Annotated in this window: 13 protein-coding genes; 11 read left to right on the forward strand and 2 right to left on the reverse strand. The window is 43.5% G+C overall.

The window, feature by feature from the left end:
- The first annotated feature begins 181 nt into the window (after nucleotides 1–181).
- From uvrA to DEO27_RS23240, 4 genes are all read left to right on the forward strand, one after another.
- Nucleotides 182–3,070 (forward strand): excinuclease ABC subunit UvrA, encoded by a 2,889-nt coding sequence (gene uvrA, locus DEO27_RS23225; protein ID WP_112575762.1) that lies wholly within the window; start codon nucleotides 182–184, stop codon nucleotides 3,068–3,070.
- 216 nt (nucleotides 3,071–3,286) lie between these two features.
- Nucleotides 3,287–3,880: a glycoside hydrolase family 19 protein gene (locus DEO27_RS23230; protein WP_112575761.1), complete on the forward strand. Its 594-nt coding sequence runs from the start codon at nucleotides 3,287–3,289 to the stop codon at nucleotides 3,878–3,880.
- A gap of 78 nt (nucleotides 3,881–3,958) precedes the next feature.
- On the forward strand, nucleotides 3,959–4,768 hold the full coding sequence (locus tag DEO27_RS23235) for a Fic family protein (protein ID WP_223818032.1): 810 nt from the start codon (nucleotides 3,959–3,961) through the stop codon (nucleotides 4,766–4,768).
- A gap of 84 nt (nucleotides 4,769–4,852) precedes the next feature.
- A complete protein-coding gene (locus DEO27_RS23240) occupies nucleotides 4,853–6,490 on the forward strand; it encodes an ABC transporter substrate-binding protein (protein ID WP_112575760.1) in 1,638 nt (545 codons plus the stop codon).
- Nucleotides 6,491–6,695: 205 nt separating this feature from the next.
- Here the strand turns inward: DEO27_RS23240 and purD are convergent, their stop codons facing one another.
- Complete coding sequence (gene purD / locus DEO27_RS23245) at nucleotides 6,696–7,970, reverse strand: phosphoribosylamine--glycine ligase (protein ID WP_112575759.1); 1,275 nt, start codon at nucleotides 7,968–7,970, stop codon at nucleotides 6,696–6,698.
- A 78-nt stretch (nucleotides 7,971–8,048) separates the two neighbouring features.
- Here purD and DEO27_RS23250 point away from each other — a divergent pair, with 78 nt between their 5' ends.
- From DEO27_RS23250 to DEO27_RS23280, 7 genes are all read left to right on the forward strand, one after another.
- Complete coding sequence (locus DEO27_RS23250) at nucleotides 8,049–8,621, forward strand: hypothetical protein (RefSeq protein WP_112575758.1); 573 nt, start codon at nucleotides 8,049–8,051, stop codon at nucleotides 8,619–8,621.
- 328 nt (nucleotides 8,622–8,949) lie between these two features.
- Nucleotides 8,950–12,258: a preprotein translocase subunit SecA gene (gene secA, locus DEO27_RS23255; protein WP_112575757.1), complete on the forward strand. Its 3,309-nt coding sequence runs from the start codon at nucleotides 8,950–8,952 to the stop codon at nucleotides 12,256–12,258.
- Between the two features lie 147 nt (nucleotides 12,259–12,405).
- Nucleotides 12,406–12,867 carry an SPOR domain-containing protein gene (locus DEO27_RS23260; RefSeq protein ID WP_112575756.1) on the forward strand — a complete coding sequence of 154 codons (462 nt, stop codon included), beginning with the start codon at nucleotides 12,406–12,408 and terminating at the stop codon, nucleotides 12,865–12,867.
- The gene (locus DEO27_RS23265; RefSeq protein ID WP_112575755.1) at nucleotides 12,860–14,050 is read left to right on the forward strand and encodes a M20 family metallopeptidase; all 1,191 of its coding nucleotides are present in this window, start codon (nucleotides 12,860–12,862) and stop codon (nucleotides 14,048–14,050) included. Before DEO27_RS23260 ends, DEO27_RS23265 begins: the two co-directional genes overlap by 8 nt.
- 85 nt (nucleotides 14,051–14,135) lie before the next feature.
- Nucleotides 14,136–15,062: a hypothetical protein gene (locus DEO27_RS23270; RefSeq protein WP_112575754.1), complete on the forward strand. Its 927-nt coding sequence runs from the start codon at nucleotides 14,136–14,138 to the stop codon at nucleotides 15,060–15,062.
- Nucleotides 15,063–15,287: 225 nt separating this feature from the next.
- Entirely contained in the window at nucleotides 15,288–15,581 is a 294-nt protein-coding gene (locus DEO27_RS23275) for a type II toxin-antitoxin system HigB family toxin (RefSeq protein ID WP_112575753.1), read from the forward strand.
- Between the two features lie 32 nt (nucleotides 15,582–15,613).
- Complete coding sequence (locus DEO27_RS23280) at nucleotides 15,614–15,991, forward strand: type II toxin-antitoxin system HigA family antitoxin (protein WP_112575752.1); 378 nt, start codon at nucleotides 15,614–15,616, stop codon at nucleotides 15,989–15,991.
- A 44-nt stretch (nucleotides 15,992–16,035) separates the two neighbouring features.
- On the opposite strand, the gene ftcD is transcribed toward DEO27_RS23280, so the two are convergent.
- On the reverse strand, nucleotides 16,036–17,724 hold the full coding sequence (gene ftcD, locus DEO27_RS23285) for a glutamate formimidoyltransferase (protein ID WP_112575751.1): 1,689 nt from the start codon (nucleotides 17,722–17,724) through the stop codon (nucleotides 16,036–16,038).
- Between the last annotated feature and the right edge of the window lie 31 nt (nucleotides 17,725–17,755).

Raw genomic sequence — 17,755 nt, forward strand, 5'->3', positions numbered from 1 at the left:
TCACGTAGTTTAATCCAATAAACAAGTAAAACTCATTTGGATTCTGCTAAATATTTTAGGATTTTTGCATTCGCAAAAAGTTCATGGATAACGGATCATAGTTCATGGTATTTTATTTGTTGTAAACCGCACAAAACAGGCTATGATTTATCAACCGCGAACTACGAACTAATTCAAAAGAATGAGTAAAGAAGCAGAAAAAGATCCGCAAAAACATATTATCATAAAAGGCGCAAGGGTACATAACCTTAAAAACCTTGATGTGGCTATCCCCAAAAACAAACTGGTGGTAGTTACCGGCATGTCGGGCTCGGGCAAATCATCGCTCGCTTTCGATACTTTGTATGCCGAAGGTCAACGCCGTTACGTGGAAAGCCTTTCATCATACGCCCGCCAGTTTTTGGGCCGTATGAACAAACCCGATGTCGACTATATTAAAGGTATTGCACCTGCAATAGCTATTGAGCAAAAGGTAATTACCTCAAATCCGCGTTCAACAGTTGGTACATCAACCGAAATTTATGATTACCTGAAACTGCTGTTCTCGCGTATTGGTAAGACCATATCGCCGATATCCGGCAACATCGTAAAAAAAGATTCGGTTACCGATGTGGTAAACTTTGTGCTTTCATTGCCCAATGAAACCCAGGTAACCATTCTGGCTCCACTACACCCCCATAACAACAGAAGCCTTAAAGAAGAGCTGGCCGTTTTAATGCAAAAAGGCTTTGTACGTGTGGAATACAATGGCAAACTTTCGCGCATCGAGTCTTTATTAGAGGACGAAACAGTAGAAAACGTTCCTTTAATGGCAGCCGAACCGGTAGTCGAGATCAAAAAAACGAAAGCAAAAAAAGCCGCAGCGGAAACTGTGGAAGCCGATCAGCAGACCGCTGTACGTATAGTTGTTGACCGCGTTACCAAAAATGAAGAGGATGAAACCGTTAGCCGTTTAGGCGATTCGATACAAACTGCCTTTTTTGAAGGTAAAGGCGATTGCTTTGTCCGTTTCCAGGAGCCTGATGGCGAAACAGAGCACGAACGTTTCTTCTGCGACCGCTTTGAGCTTGATGGGCTTAAGTTTGAAGAACCTACGCCAAACTTCTTCAGTTTTAACAACCCTTACGGTGCCTGTAAAAAATGCGAGGGCTATGGTAAGGTGATTGGCATTGATGAAGATCTGGTTATCCCGGATAAAAGCAAATCTATTTACGAGGGTGCCATCGCTCCATGGCGTGGTGAAAAAATGCGCGAATGGAATGATGCCCTGGTAAGACATGCGCTAAAATTTGATTTCCCTATCCATCGTCAATATAACCAGCTAACCGAAAAAGAACAGCGCCTGTTATGGACGGGCAATAAATTTTTCCGTGGCCTTGATGAGTTTTTCAAGGAGATGGAGGAGCAAACGTATAAGATCCAGTACCGTGTTTTGCTATCGCGATACAGGGGCAAAACTACTTGCCCGGAGTGTAAGGGCAGTCGTTTACGGATAGATGCTTCTTATGTGAAGATCAGCGAAAAGTCGATCACCGATGTGGTATTGATGCCATTGGATAAAGCATATGAGTTTTTCAAATCACTTGAACTGAACGAAACCGATGCCAAAATTGGCAAACGCTTGTTGATGGAAATTACCAATCGTCTCGGCTTCTTAAATGATGTAGGTTTAAGTTACCTAACGCTTAACCGTTTGTCAAATACCTTATCCGGTGGTGAATCTCAGCGTATCAACCTGGCCACGTCTTTAGGCAGTAGCCTTGTGGGTTCAGTTTATGTACTGGATGAACCAAGTATAGGCTTGCACCCGCGTGATACGCAGCGGTTAATTACCGTGTTAAAATCGCTTCGCGATGTTGGCAATACCGTATTGGTTGTGGAGCACGAGGAAGAGATCATGAAAGCTGCCGACCATATTATCGATATTGGCCCGGAAGCCGGCACGCATGGCGGCGAACTGGTATTTACCGGTACCTATGATGAAATAATAAAGGACGACAAAAGTTTAACCGGCAAATACCTGAGCGGCCGCGAAGAAATAGCAATCCCGGCAAGCCGTCGTAAATGGCATGATTTTATTGAAATAAAAGGTGCCCGCGAAAACAACCTTCAGCATGTAAATGCCAAATTCCCATTAGGTGTGCTCACGGTTGTTACCGGAGTATCCGGTTCGGGCAAAACCAGTTTGGTGAAACGCATTCTTGCGCCTGCCGTTCAAAAAGCTTTGGGCAATTACTCGGGCGAGCAAACAGGTTCATACGATGCTATTGATGGCGATTACGGTAAAATTGAACAGGTTGAACTGGTTGACCAAAACCCTATCGGTCGTTCGTCGCGTTCCAACCCGGTTACTTACGTAAAAGCCTGGGATGAGATCCGTAACCTGTATGCTGCCCAACCAGCCGCTAAAGCAGCAGGCTTAAAACCTTCGGCGTTTTCATTTAATGTTGAGGGTGGCCGGTGTGATGTTTGCCAGGGCGAAGGCGAGGTTAAGATAGAGATGCAGTTTATGGCAGACATTTTCCTAACCTGCGAAACCTGCGGTGGCCATCGTTTTAAACAACACATTTTAGATATCCAGTACAAAGAAAAAAACGTATCGGATATCCTGAACATGACCATTGATGAGGCTGTTGAGTTTTTTGCAAAAGAGCCTAAGATCATCGCTAAAATAAAACCACTGGTTGATGTTGGTTTGGGCTATGTCCAGTTAGGTCAATCGTCAAATACTTTATCAGGTGGTGAGGCGCAGCGTATTAAGCTGGCATCTTTCCTGGTGAAGGGCAACAACACCAACAAAACGCTGTTTATTTTTGACGAGCCTACCACCGGCCTCCACTTTGCTGATATTAAAAAACTGCTGAAATCATTTGACGCCCTGCTTGATCATGGCAATACCATTATTGTTATTGAGCACAATATGGATGTGATCAAGTGTGCCGACTGGGTTATCGACATAGGCCCTGAAGGTGGCGACCGGGGTGGTAAAGTTGTGTTTGAAGGCGTACCCGAAGACCTCATAAAACAAAAAGACAGCTATACCGGTAAGTTTTTGAAAGACCGGTTCTAAAACTCAAAGCACCCGTTTAAAAGCGGGTGCTCTATAATTCCCCCGACAGGTATATTTCGCCTGTAAACACGAACGCGAATTCCCCGCAAGTCTTTGAAAATCAACATTGATATTCCAAACACGAATATCTACCTTTATTCAGTCCTTCACACCTATTTAATCTGAAACGTTCGTTTACAGTATCTTATATATTTCTAAAACCTAAATTTTAAGGCTATGCCAGGAACACAACAATTTTATGACACCATTCGTGACACCGTATTTAAAGGTCACCTTTCACAAAGCCAGGTTGATGGCATTGAAACCATTTTGAGTGCTGCCGCAAATGCGGGCATGACAGATCAGCGTAAGGTTGCCTATATGCTGGGTACTGTTTATCATGAATGCGCCGGCACCATGCAACCGGTAAATGAAAACGGCAAAGGCAAAGGCCATCCTTATGGCGAAAAATTTAAAATGGGTTCCGGACCTGGTCACCGGGTACCTTATACCACGCCCGATCAGTTGTATTACGGTCGCGGCTTTGTACAGCTGACCTGGTACGAAAACTATGAGGCCATTGGCAGGCATTTAAATGTTGATTTGCTTAACCACCCCGAACTGGCCTTACAACCAGATATAGCCGCAAAGATCATGATTGATGGCATGACCAAAGGTATGTTTACCGGCGTTGGCTTAGGCAAATATTTTGATGATACCCATGCCGACTGGATAAACGCCCGCCGCATTATTAACGGTAATGACTGCGATACTTTGATAGCCGGATATGCCAAAAACTTCTATAAGGGATTGACTGGAATTGATGCGTAAAGAAACTAAACTGAGTTGTCCGGGTTTTCCAACCGGACAACTCAGCCCTTACTTATAAAAACTTATAAGTATTTTCGCATGAGCGAAATGATGGAAATACTTAACCTGATAGAAAAATACAATGATCTTGGCATTGCCGATGTGATCGATCATGATCGGTTTAACCTGATCTCTATCGACCATCACTCCACACGGATAGAAGGCTCAACCTTAACCGAAGTAGAAGCACAAGTATTGATCAATGAGGGCCGAACCCCTAATGGCAAACCGCTGGAAGAAAGCTTAATGGTTACCGATCATCATGCGGCACTTCTTTTTACCATCGAAAGCGCAAAAGCAAAAAAAAAGCTATCAATATCTCTTTTACAAGAGATTAACGCCCTGGTCATGAAAAATACCGGCAAGGTATATAACACCATGCTTGGCACTGTTGATTCCAGAACCGGAGCATTCAGAAAAGGTAATGTAACCGCAGGAATTTCATACTTTCCCAATTTTGATAAAGTAGAGCGCTTAACCAACGAATTAATAAAAAAGCTTCGTGAAGCTATTAATTCTTCATTATCTGCAGCTGAGCAGCTTAATCTTTCTTTCGATGCGCATTTCAATCTTGTCAGCATACATCCCTATTATGATGGGAATGGCCGAACCTCAAGGCTATTGATGAACTACATCCAGGCTTATTTCCATCTCCCATTAGCAATTGTGCGAAGCGACAATAAAGCCGCTTATATTCAGGCCTTAATTGATACCCGTCAGCAAGAAAACATTGAAGTATTCCGTGAATTTATGGCTGGCGAATACGCTTTTTTGCTTAAACAGGAAATTACAAAGTTTGAGGAAATGAAAAAGCCATCAAAAGGAAATGGATTTACTTTTCTGTTTTAACTTTTGACAAGAAAATCCATCATCCCCGGGTAATAATCGCCCCTCCATTCATAACGCTCACCGATAATTGATATATTAGCCTGAATGAATAAGCTGATCACTTACCTCTTTCTATTGTTTGCTATTCAGCTTTGCTCCTGCCATACCAACACTTCTTCCAATCAGCATAAAACGGTTTTTAATATTAACCTTGAAGAAGGTCTAACCTCGCTTGATCCGGCTTTTTGCCGTAACCATTATACCATCTGGATGGATAATCAGCTTTATAATGGCCTGGTACAAATTGACGATAGTTTAAAAACTATTCCCTGCATAGCTAAAAGCTGGGAAACATCTGCCGACGGCTTGCTTTATACTTTCCACCTGCGTAATGATGTTTATTTTCACGACGATCCGCATTTTGTAGGTGGCAAAGGGCGAAGAACAATTGCATCGGATTTCGCTTACAGCTTCGGCAGACTGATCGATCCGAAAGTAGCCTCATCCGGGTCATGGATCTTTAGCGATAAGGTAAAAGATAAAAGCGCTTTCCTGGCGCCGAATGACAGTACGTTCCAGATCAAACTTAAACAGCCATTTGCTCCTTTTTTAAGTCTGCTCACCGCGCAGTATTGCTCGGTGGTACCTAAAGAGGTGGTTGAATTTTACGGTAAAGATTTCAGGAGCCATCCGGTGGGCACCGGCCCTTTCAGGTTTAAATACTGGAAAGAAGGCGAAGTACTGGTATTTCTAAAAAACGAACATTACTGGGAAAAAGACAATAAAGGCAACCGTCTTCCCTATCTCGATGCGATCCGTTCCACTTTTATTGCTGATAAACAAACCTCCTTTTTGGAGTTTGTAAAAAAGAATATCGACTTTTTGAATGATATCGATGGGAGTTATCGCGATGATATCCTTACCAAATCGGGCAAAATCACGCAAAAATACAAGGGCAAGTTCATCCTTAACACTGCCCCTTATCTCAATACCATTTACCTCGGTATGCTGGTCGATACTACTTTGCCCATCGTCAAAAAATCGCCTTTAAAACTGTTAAAGATCAGGCAGGCTATTAACTATGCCATCGACCGCGAAAAAATGATCAAATACCTGCGTAACAGTATGGGAACACCGGGCTATGAGGGCTTTGTGCCCGAAGGTATGCCAGGCTTTAACGGCACCGGTGTTAAAGGTTATACTTATGACCCGGAAAAAGCCCGCTGCCTGCTTCGAGACGCCGGTTATCCTAATGGTAAAAACATGCCCGAAATTACGCTGGCCACTACCATTGGCTATCGTAGTTTAATAGAATATGTGCAAGGTCAGCTGGAACGTGTGGGTATAAAAACAAACGTGGAGATTACGCAGGGTGCCAGTCTGCGTGAACTGATCTCCAAAAATGGCATTAACTTTTTTTATGGTTCATGGATAGCTGATTATCCCGATGCCGAAAATTATCTTTCGGTGTTCTACTCCAAAAACAAGATCCCTTTTGGCCCAAACTATACCGGCTTTAACAATAAAAAATTCGACGAGCTTTTTGAGCAAACCTACCAGGTAAAAGACGATGAAAAGCGCTTCGCCATCTACCGCCAGATGGACAACCTGATGATGGAGCAATCGCCAGTTGTGGTATTATACTATGATAAACTGGTGAACCTGTATCAAAATAACATCAGCGGTTACAGCTTAAACGGGCAGAATTTATTGGTGCTTAAGAGGGTTGTAAAGCGATTGTAGAGATTAGAGGCTGGTGATTAGAGATCATAGGTTAGTGAGATGCTCGCCCAAAACGCCGCCGCTCGGCTCCTGCCGAGTGGCAACTATTTCACGGCCTCCGGCCGCTGTGCTCGTACTTCGCTCATGTTATAAAAAAAGCTGCCGTTATTTAAATCAACAGCAGCTTTTTTAAGTCTCCCCTTTAGGGGAGATTTAGAGGGTTTTCCTATAAAAGGTCAAATCCGATATCTTTTCTGAAATACATGCCATCATAATAAATCCGGCTGGCATCGGCAGTAGCTTGCTGCAAAGCGCTGAACATATTATCTTGTACCGTAGTAATAGCCAGTACACGGCCGCCGGTAGTAATTACATCTTCACCATCCATTGCTGTACCCGCGTGGAACACGATAGAATCACGCACGTTCTCGGTACCGGTAATTACTTTATTTTTCAGGTATTCGCCCGGATAGCCGCCGGCTACCATTACTACAGTAGCAGCAGTTTTAGGGCTGATGGTTAATTCCTTCGTATCCAGATTTCCTTCTGCAACGCCTAATAACAGATCAACAAAGTCAGAATCTATACGGCGCATCACGCTCTCGGTTTCAGGATCGCCCATGCGACAGTTGTATTCAATAACCCATGGTTCGCCGTTGCTGTTCATCAGGCCGATAAAAATAAAGCCTTTATAAGGTATGCCATCTTTTTTTAAACCCTCAACAGTAGGGATAATCACGCGCTCCTCTACCTTTTTCATAAAATCGGCATCGGCAAACGGAACAGGGGAAATAGAACCCATACCACCGGTATTTAAGCCGGTGTCGCCCTCACCTATACGTTTATAATCTTTGGCTTCGGGTAATATCTTATAGCTGTTACCATCGGTCATAACAAATACCGATAGCTCGATACCTGTTAAAAACTGTTCAACAACTACCCGCGAGCTTGCTTCGCCAAATTTGGCATCGGCCAGCATCGCTTTCAATTCAGTTTGAGCTTCCTCTAAAGTAAGGCAAATCAATACACCTTTTCCCGCGGCAAGGCCATCAGCTTTAAGCACTACTGGTAAACCGGCTGTTGCTAAATAGGTAAGGCCATCTTCCAGGGTATCTTTAGTGAAAGTTTTGTAGGCGGCCGTTGGGATGTTGTGCTTCTCCATAAATATTTTGGAGAAATCTTTGCTACCCTCTAACTGTGCACCTTCCTGCTGCGGACCAACAACCGGGATGTTTTTCAATTGCTCATCGGCCAGGAAAAAATCATGAACACCTTTTACCAACGGCTCTTCCGGCCCAACAAGCACCAGATCAATGGCCTCTTTTAAAACAAGCGCTTTGATGCCCTCAAAGTCGGTAACCTTAATATTTACGTTGGTACCATACTGTGTAGTACCGGCATTACCGGGAGCAATAAAAAGTTTTTCGCATTTCGGGCTTTGAGCTACTTTCCAGGCGAAGGCACTTTCCCTTCCACCCGAACCAAGAATCAGGATATTCATGCGGCAAAGATAGTTTTTTTAACAAGGCTTTGATACTATATATGAGGCTACTTGTGTTATAAGTAGTAAATTTACCACATGGCCCGTAGACTTGAAAAGTTTGAAAAGCTTCCGGTATATCAAAAATCACAGGAACTGTTTGACCTGGCAGATGTTATTGCCGAATCATTAAAAGAGGACAGCATGAAAGAACATCTGGCAGTGCAGATGTGCAGCAATGCCGCCCTCATCCAGGCAAAAATTGCCGGTGCCGAAGGTGGTAGCCTTTATTCACTGCGCATGCAGAATGCCGTGCTCATTAAGCTGGCCGTGCAGGATATGTTCAACGCTGTTTCTTTTGCATCGATGGTGAAAATTAACCAGGAAGACTATGTAAACCTGATGCGCGACAAAATAGAAGAGTTCCGGCTTGTGTTTGTTGACTGGATCCGCGGGTTTGATAAAACCTATGATATTCCTGATAACTGGGCCATTCGCTTTGATACAAGTACACCAGAGCAGGAAAAGTTGGAAGAGCTGATGTTTGATGAGGACCGGTTTTTCGGTGAATTTAATGAGGACGATGAAGACATAGAAGATTTTGAAGACCTTGATGACGATGACACCTATGATGAGGACGGAGATGACGACAAAAACAACAACGATAAATAAACCAAGGTATTTTGATTTCGGATTTCGAATGTTCAATTTCGGATTTTTCTTAGCCAGAGTTTATCAAGTTAAAGAATCTATATAATTTGCCAAGCATTCTGTCAATTCCCTTAATTCGATAAATTCGAGTTCAGACATCTAATAACCGCATAATTCAATAATTAAAAACAAATACAAACAGTTCAATGTCAATCTTTCACCCGGCGGCAGTGCTTTAGGCCTTAAACCTTTCGGCATTCGGCACAAAATCTTACATTTGCCTGTCAATTTGGCTCTATTGGCCGCTATGGCGCAATTGTTGAACCCGGTTGAATCATAATAAAATAATATGTTAAATTTTATCAGTAAGCTTTTCGGAAGCAAATCAGAACGGGATGTAAAAAGTATACAGCCTATAGTTGAGAAAATTAAGGCTGAATATGCTAAGCTTGGCTCCCTGAGTAATGATGAGCTTAGGGCTAAGACCATATATTTTAAAGAGACCATTGCCGAAGGCCTTTCAGGCATCGACAGTGAGATACAAGCCATTAAGGATCGTACAGAAAACGAACTTGATATGGATGTAGCCGAAAAAGTTGAGCTTTATACTCAGCTTGATAAGCTTGAAAAAGATCGTAACAAAGAGCTTGAAGATATATTGATGAATATATTGCCGGAAGCGTTTGCTGTAGTTAAAGAAACAGCAAGCCGCCTTTCTGCCAATAAATCATTAGAAGTTACTGCTACTGAGTTTGACCGTGAACTTGCTGCCCGTAAACCAAATGTTACTATTAAAGGCGACAAAGCTTTTCATAGCAGCACCTGGATTGCAGCCGGTAACGAGGTTACCTGGAACATGGTTCACTACGATGTACAGCTTATTGGCGGTACCGTATTACACCAGGGTAAAATATCGGAAATGGCGACTGGTGAAGGTAAAACGCTTGTAGCCACGCTGCCTGCATACCTTAACGCACTTGCAGGTCAGGGTGTTCACATCGTAACGGTGAATGATTACCTGGCCCGACGCGATAGCGAATGGATGGGCCCGCTGTATGAATTCCACGGCCTTTCTGTTGATTGCATTGATAAACATGAGCCAAACTCTGAGCAGCGCCGCGCCGCCTACTTAGCAGACATTACTTTTGGTACCAATAACGAATTTGGCTTTGACTACCTGCGTGACAATATGACACGCAGCCCTGAAGAGCTGGTACAACGCAAACTACACTACGCAATGGTGGATGAGGTTGACTCCGTTTTAATTGACGATGCCCGTACGCCTTTAATTATATCAGGCCCTATCCCACGTGGTGATGAGCACGAGTTTTATGAGTTAAAACCACGCATCGAGCGTTTGGTTAATGCACAGAAAAACTACATCAACGGCGTATTAAACGAAGCTAAGAAAGCCATTAATGATGGCAATGCCGATGTTGAGGGCGGTGGTTTAGCTTTATTACGTGCATACCGTGGTTTGCCTAAAAATAAAGCGCTTATCAAATTCCTGAGCGAAGGCGGTAACCGTACCATCCTGCAAAAAGTTGAAAACCACTACATGCAGGATCAAAGCAAAGAAATGCCAAAGGTTGACTCTGAGCTTTTCTTCGTTATCGACGAGAAAAACAACTCGGTTGAACTTTCAGAAAAAGGTATCGAGCTGATCACCGCATCTGGCGAAGATCCGCACTTCTTTGTGATGCCAGATGTAGGTACCGAAATTGCTGAAATTGAAAAATCAGCATTAAGCGCAGAAGATAAGATTGCACATAAAGATGCGTTGATGCGCGATTTCTCTATCAAATCTGAGCGTATCCACTCGGTTAACCAGTTATTGAAAGCTTACACGCTATTTGAAAAAGATACAGAGTATATCCTTGACGAAGGCAAAGTAAAAATTGTTGATGAGCAAACCGGTCGTGTATTAGACGGTCGCCGTTATTCTGATGGTTTACACCAGGCTATTGAGGCTAAAGAAAATGTTAAGGTTGAGGATGCAACCCAAACCTTTGCTACTATCACCCTGCAAAACTACTTCAGGATGTACCACAAGCTTTGCGGCATGACCGGTACTGCTGTTACTGAAGCCGGTGAGTTTTGGGAAATTTATAAACTGGATGTGGTTGAAATTCCAACCAATTCGGGTATTGTACGTGATGACCGCCAGGATTTGGTTTACCGTACAGTACGTGAAAAATACAATGCAGTAGCCGAAGAGATTGTGAAGCTTACCCAGGCCGGTCGCCCGGTACTGGTTGGTACAACTTCGGTTGAGATCTCTGAATTACTGAGCCGTATGCTTAAACTGCGCGGCATCAAACATAACGTACTGAACGCCAAAATGCACCAGAAAGAGGCCGATATTGTGGCAGAAGCTGGTAAGGCAGGTACGGTGACCATTGCTACCAACATGGCTGGTCGTGGTACGGATATCAAATTAGGCCCAGGCGTTAAAGATGCGGGCGGTTTAGCTATCGTGGGTACCGAGCGTCACGAGTCACGTCGTGTTGACAGGCAGTTACGCGGTCGTTCTGGTCGTCAGGGCGATCCGGGTTCTTCACAGTTCTTCGTATCGTTAGAGGATAACCTGATGCGTTTATTCGGATCAGAGCGTATCTCAAGCCTGATGGTACGTATGGGTATTGAAGAAGGAGAAGTGATCCAGCACTCAATGATCTCCAAATCAATTGAGCGTGCACAGAAAAAAGTAGAAGAAAATAACTTCGGCATCCGTAAACGTTTATTGGAGTATGACGACGTGATGAACTCACAGCGTACGGTGATCTACACTAAACGTAAAAATGCCTTGTTTGGTGAGCGTTTAGACGTTGACCTGAGCAACACCATTTTTGATGTGGTTGAGGACATCGTTACCGAATATAAAGAAAGCGCCAACTACGAAGGTTTCACCTTAGAAGTGATCCGCTTGTTCTCTGTTGATATCGAATTAAGCGCTGACGAGTTTGCTTCAAAATCAGCTACAGCACTTACCGACTTAACTTTCCAAACGGTAATGGATTTCTATAAACGTAAACAGGATGCTGTTGCACAACAGGCTTACCCGGTTATTAAAGACGTTTATGAAACCCGTGGTCAGTATGTTGAAAACATTGTTGTTCCATTCAGCGATGGTATCCACGGTATCCAGGTAGCCGTTCCGCTTAAAAAGGCGGTTGAAAATCATGGTCATGAGGTATTCAAATCTTTCGAGAAAAACGTTACCCTGTACCTGATAGACGATGCCTGGAAAGAACACCTGCGCGAAATGGACGAGTTAAAACAATCGGTACAAAACGCGGTTTATGAGCAAAAGGATCCGTTATTGGTTTACAAGTTCGAAGCGTTTGAATTGTTCAGGGGCATGTTGGCCAATGTGAACAAGGAAATTGTAAGCTTCCTGTTCCGTGGTGGTATCCCGGTTCAGCAACAGGCCGAAGAGGTAAGGGAAGCAAAGCCTGAACCAAAACTTGACCTGCGCAAAATGAAAACAACCAAGGCCGAAGTAGTTAGCGAAAGCAACGGCGTGCCTATGGATGAATTCCAGGAGCCACAAAAAATCACCCCGGTAAGGGCTGAAAATAAAGTTGGTCGTAATGATCCTTGCCCTTGTGGTAGCGGTAAAAAATATAAAAACTGCCACGGCGTAGGGCAGAATTAATATAAGGCCCGCCTTTGGCGGGCAATTTAAAATCACGTCATTGCGAGGTACGAAGCAATCCCAAACAGTACAGGGCATTTTTATAGTTGCTCTTCCTATCGGGGATTGCTTCGTACCTCGCAATGACGGTTTAAAACGAATTTACCAATGAAAAAAGCAACGTTTGATTTTAGCCGATTTAGCTTAATGATCAAATGTTGCTTTTTTATTTTAGCGGCACTGGCATCAAGCCAGACCTTTGCTCAAACCCGTGGCAAAGTTGAGGTAATAAAAGATCCACTGCTTGACACGCTGATAGCCAAACGTTTTTCGCTTAATGGCACAACCGGTACAGACGCTGCCGGTTCATCCTACGGTTATCGGGTGCAATTCTTTAGCGGCTCAAACCGTAAAGATGCTTACAACGCGCAAAACCGCCTGCAACAACAACACCCCGAACTGCGAACGTATATCACCTACCGCGATCCTAATTTTAAAGTAAAGGCAGGCGATTTTCGTACCCGTCTTGAAGCCGAAAAACTGGTACAGGACCTGCGACAGTCGTTTACAAGCATATTCATCATTCCCGAAAAAATAAATCTCCCTAAAACGGATACCAATAATGATTAAAGAGCAAATACAGGAATTATCCGCAAAAATATTCGGCGAGGTAGTGGCCAACCGCCGCCACCTGCATGCCAATCCAGAGCTTTCATTTCATGAAATTCAAACTTCGGCATATGTTGCCCGCAAGCTTGAAGAGCTTGGTTTGGAGTACCATAAAATGGCCGACACAGGCCTGGTGGCCCTCATTAAAGGCGAAAAACCGTCAGATGCAGCTAACGTAGTTGCCCTGCGTGCCGATATGGATGCCTTGCCGATACTGGAAGCTAATGATGTTCCGTATAAGTCACAAAACGCGGGCGTAATGCATGCCTGCGGTCATGACGCGCACACCTCATCATTATTGGGTACAGCTAAAATATTAACTGAGCTAAAAAGTCAGTTTGCAGGTACGGTGAAACTGATTTTTCAGCCTGCTGAAGAAAAACTGCCTGGCGGCGCCAGCCTGATGATCAAAGAAGGTGTGTTGGAAAATCCTAAACCTGCCGCGGTTTTAGGTCAGCACGTAATGCCTTTAATTGATGCCGGTAAAGTAGGTTTCCGTGCGGGTAAATACATGGCCTCAACCGATGAACTTTATGTTACGGTTAAAGGTAAAGGTGGCCACGGTGCACAACCGCAACAAAATATTGATCCGGTAATTATAACCGCTCATATCCTGACTGCCCTTCAACAGGTGGTTAGCCGTTTTGCAGATCCTAAAAGTCCGTCGGTATTATCATTTGGAAAAGTGATTGCCAACGGTGCAACCAATGTGATCCCTAACGAAGTTTACCTGGAGGGCACTTTCCGCACCATGGATGAGAAATGGCGTGAGGAAGCCCACAAACGCATGAAAAAAATGGCTGAAGGCATTGCCGAAAGCATGGGCGGAAGCTGTGATTTTAATATCATGCGTGGCTATCCATTCCTGATCAACGAAGAAAAACTAACCCACGCCACCCGTGGTCACGCCGAAGATTATCTTGGTAAAGAAAATGTACTTGACCTCGACATCTGGATGGCTGCTGAAGATTTCGCTTATTACTCACAAGCAGCTGACAGCTGTTTCTACCGCCTCGGCACCCGTAATGAAGCGCGTGGTATTACTTCATCAGTACACACTCCTACTTTTGATGTAGAAGAAGACGCGTTCAAGGTAAGTACAGGTTTAATGGCTTATTTGGCGGTTAAGCAACTGGGAAACTAATTTTTGAGGCGAAAGGCAAAAGGTTAAAGGCGAAAGGTGCAGCTACCTTTGACCTTTCGCCTTTAACCTTTTACCTAATTTTACTATGAAAAAAATCTTCCTGATCCTTATCCTTACTACTGCAAGCTTGTTTGTAAAAGCACAGCAGATCAATCGCTTTAACCCGGATACAATTCGCACTATCGTTATTGATTCGTTGGTTGATATTCGTTCTCATAAACTCAACGCCCAGGATTTTATTGATGCCGTATTAGCAGATACCGGCTTTTACCAGGCATTCCAAAACATGAAAAAGTTCGGCTTTACTGCCGAAAACCGCATTTTTACGTATGACAATAAAAACAAGGTAAACGGACGAATCTATCGTAAAATACTGCATAGTGACGCCGCCGGTAAACATAAAATTGAATACGTAGCCAAGAAAGACAGTGGCGATGTTTACAAAAAGAACGGCAAGTACCAGTTGTACACGGTAGAAATGTTCGATTTTATTTTCATGAACGCCTACAACTCCGATTTTACCAAGGGTGATGCCCTACCTGGCTCCGGAGGCAAAAATGAATCGTACAAAAGCAAGCTTAAAACGCTGATCTTTACTCCGGGGCGTAAAGTGTCGGGGATTCCATTCATCAGCAGCAAAACAGAAATATTTGGCAGTGATATGCGCCAGTATTATTACTATGAGTTTGCCCGCGGTAAATACCTTGATACTATTCCGGTTTATCGCTTTAAGGTAAGATGCAAACCCAGCACATCCGATAGCGATACCATGATCAAGGAAATGACCACCATTTTTGATGAGCGCACTTTCCAGATCCTGGGCCGTTATATTGATATGAAATTCAGCAATATGTTCTTCGATTTTAATGTACAGATGAACATCGAGCTCAACAATTTTGACGGCGAGCCACTACCAACCAAAATCACCTACCAGGGCAACTGGAACATCCCTTTTCATAAAGAAGAACGCGCCAGCTTTTTGATTGTGCATAAGGATTATAAGAGGGAGTAAGCCCCTTCTCACGTGCTGCAGCGATTTTCAATTCAGTCAAGATTTTCATTACGTTTAAACTCATTGAAAAAGTTGGCAACTTAACAACTTTTTCAATATCTTTGTTATATAATAAAATAAAGAGCTCTCAAGGTAATGGCTCTTTATGGAGAATCTAATCATTTTTTTACTTCAAAGATTTGTATATGGAAAGTACTTTAAAAACAACTGTAGAAATTTCAACAGATGAAAATTATCTATCTAACAAAACTCGATCAATTTGCAAAAAAGCATAATGATTCGGCCAAAAGTTTAAAAGTCTGGAAAACAATAGTGCTTGATACCAAATGGAAAAAAAGTATTGATGTACTAAACGATTTCCCTACTGCGAAAATTATTAAGGGAGATAGGGCGCGATTTAAAATCGTGGGAAATAGGTATCGCCTGATTGTCGAAGTAGATTATGAAGACGAAATAGTAGAAGTCAGGTTTATAGGCACTCATGCCCAATACGATGAAATTAATGCTGAGACTATCTGATTACAAATTGAGTTATTTAAATCAAATAGAATATGACAAAGCCACAGTGGTTTTTACTGGAAACGGAGCAAGAGTATCATAAAGCTCTTGCTCGTTACGAACAGGTTAAACGTGCTGTCAGGGATTCTGAAGATCACAAGGAAAAGCTATTATTAGTACACCTTATTTCAGAGTATGAAAATGCAAACAGCACCCTGCCTGATGTTGATCCGATAGAGTTGATCAAAATCAGGATGGAAGATTTTGGCTATAAATCTGCCGATCTCGCTAAGCAATATGGGGATAAGGGTACAGTAAGCAAGGTTCTAAATTATAAGCAAGCCCTTTCACTTACGATGATCCGGAAATTCAGTGCATTGCTCCGGATCCCTGCATCAGCCTTAATCAAAGAATACCAATTAACGGAATAAGATTTACGAAGTTTTAAAAACTTCGTAAATCTAAACAGAAGTATTTATTCCACCCCTATCTTCCCATTCACCAACTCAATAATCTCCGCTTCCAGCGCAATAGTCTTCCGCTCAATTTCGTTGCCACGGTAAATAATATCGATCACATAATCTTTATCCTTATACCCGGAAGCATTGATCTTTACGTTCATAAAAGCACCCAATACCGCCGTGCGGGCGCAAAGTGCTGCTACACCCGCATCAGTTATCGAATTTGGATTACCGGTTAACACCATCGCTTTGATCACTTCCATACTATTCAGGGCAGTCTCCATCACTTTGAAAGGGATTTCGATGGCATAACGAGTAGCATCCTGGATGGCCTTATCGCGGGTTGCTTTTTCTTCGTCGTTTGATTTTGGCAGACTGAAAGCCTGCATAATTTGGTTAAAGGCAGTAGTGTCCTGATCTACCAATGCCAGGAGATCATTTTTAAACTGCTGCCCTTTCTGCGCCCAGTCGCTAAATTCCTGCCAGCGGTTGTCCCAGCCTTTTTTATGTGAGCTCAGGTTAGCCACCATGGTAGCCAGTGAAGCACCCAAGGCACCAACTGCTGCTGAAATTGAACCACCTCCTGGTGCCGGGCTTTCACTGGCTGTTTCATCGGCCAGATCGGTAAGGCTCATATTAATAAGCTTACTATCGGCTTCATCTTTTAACAAGTATTCAATAATACGCTCTTCGGATCTAAACGGCGAAAGCTCATCCAACCCCATCGATTTAATGGCTATTTTGATCAGCTCCTTTTCACTTACGCCTACCGAGCGCTGCTGTTTCTCTAAAAAGTACCTGCCAGCATCAAGCATCGCTTTTAGCGGGATTAGCCCTACCAGCTCGCTGCCCGTTACCCGGATACCCCGTGCTGCGGCTTTATCACATACTTCATCAAATGCCTTATGAACAGGGGTGATATTGATATTGGTAAGGTTCATGGAGATCTGGGCAACACCGTATTCTTCAATGTACCAGCCAATAGCTTTTACTGCTTTTAACGAACCGGAAATTGTCTTAGCCTTGCCATTTTCGTCGTATATTATTTTACCGTTTATCGGGTCACCTTCACGCATGGTGCGACCAGCCTCGCGCACATCAAAAGCAATGGAATTTGCCCTGCGTACAGATGTGGTATTCAGGTTAACATTGTAAGCCACCAAAAAATCTCTTGCACCAATCACGGTTGCACCACGTTTAACATCGTTCTCAGCCGGACCAAAATCGGGAGCCCATTCCGGTTGTTTTATCTTCTTGAAAAAGCCTTCATACTCACCCGCCCTGATTACCGAAAGATTACTCCTGCTTTTGTTTGGCTGTGCCGCCTCGTACAAATAAACCGGGATCTGCAATTCCTCTCCTACCCGTTTCGCCAGCTGCTTTGCATATTCGGCAGTCTCTTCCATGGTGATATTACTGATCGGTATCAGCGGACAAACATCGGTTGCGCCCATTCTCGGGTGTTCACCTTTTTGTTTGCTCATGTCAATGAGTTCACCGGCCTTCTTTATAGCCCGGAATGCTGCTTCAATTACCTTTTCAGGTTCGCCAACAAAAGTTACCACAGTGCGATTAGTCGCCTTACCGGGGTCAACATTCAGTAGCCTTACGCCGTCAACCGTTTCCACGGCCTTGGTGATCTGCTTAATGATATCAAGGTTTACACCTTCGCTAAAATTGGGTACGCATTCTATTAGTTTCATTGGAGAGATTGGAGGTTAGAGATCAGAGGTT

This window comes from Mucilaginibacter rubeus (assembly GCF_003286415.2).
Taxonomy (GTDB): domain Bacteria; phylum Bacteroidota; class Bacteroidia; order Sphingobacteriales; family Sphingobacteriaceae; genus Mucilaginibacter; species Mucilaginibacter rubeus_A.

Coding starts and splice junctions, on each gene's coding strand:
- ftcD (WP_112575751.1), bottom strand. CDS start 17,724: ATGAAACTAATAGAATGCGTACCCAATTTTAGCGAAGGTGTAAACCTT.
- uvrA (WP_112575762.1), top strand. CDS start 182: ATGAGTAAAGAAGCAGAAAAAGATCCGCAAAAACATATTATCATAAAA.
- purD (WP_112575759.1), bottom strand. CDS start 7,970: ATGAATATCCTGATTCTTGGTTCGGGTGGAAGGGAAAGTGCCTTCGCC.
- DEO27_RS23260 (WP_112575756.1), top strand. CDS start 12,406: ATGAAAAAAGCAACGTTTGATTTTAGCCGATTTAGCTTAATGATCAAA.
- DEO27_RS23275 (WP_112575753.1), top strand. CDS start 15,288: ATGAAAATTATCTATCTAACAAAACTCGATCAATTTGCAAAAAAGCAT.
- secA (WP_112575757.1), top strand. CDS start 8,950: ATGTTAAATTTTATCAGTAAGCTTTTCGGAAGCAAATCAGAACGGGAT.
- DEO27_RS23235 (WP_223818032.1), top strand. CDS start 3,959: ATGAGCGAAATGATGGAAATACTTAACCTGATAGAAAAATACAATGAT.
- DEO27_RS23240 (WP_112575760.1), top strand. CDS start 4,853: ATGAATAAGCTGATCACTTACCTCTTTCTATTGTTTGCTATTCAGCTT.
- DEO27_RS23230 (WP_112575761.1), top strand. CDS start 3,287: ATGCCAGGAACACAACAATTTTATGACACCATTCGTGACACCGTATTT.
- DEO27_RS23270 (WP_112575754.1), top strand. CDS start 14,136: ATGAAAAAAATCTTCCTGATCCTTATCCTTACTACTGCAAGCTTGTTT.
- DEO27_RS23280 (WP_112575752.1), top strand. CDS start 15,614: ATGACAAAGCCACAGTGGTTTTTACTGGAAACGGAGCAAGAGTATCAT.
- DEO27_RS23250 (WP_112575758.1), top strand. CDS start 8,049: ATGGCCCGTAGACTTGAAAAGTTTGAAAAGCTTCCGGTATATCAAAAA.
- DEO27_RS23265 (WP_112575755.1), top strand. CDS start 12,860: ATGATTAAAGAGCAAATACAGGAATTATCCGCAAAAATATTCGGCGAG.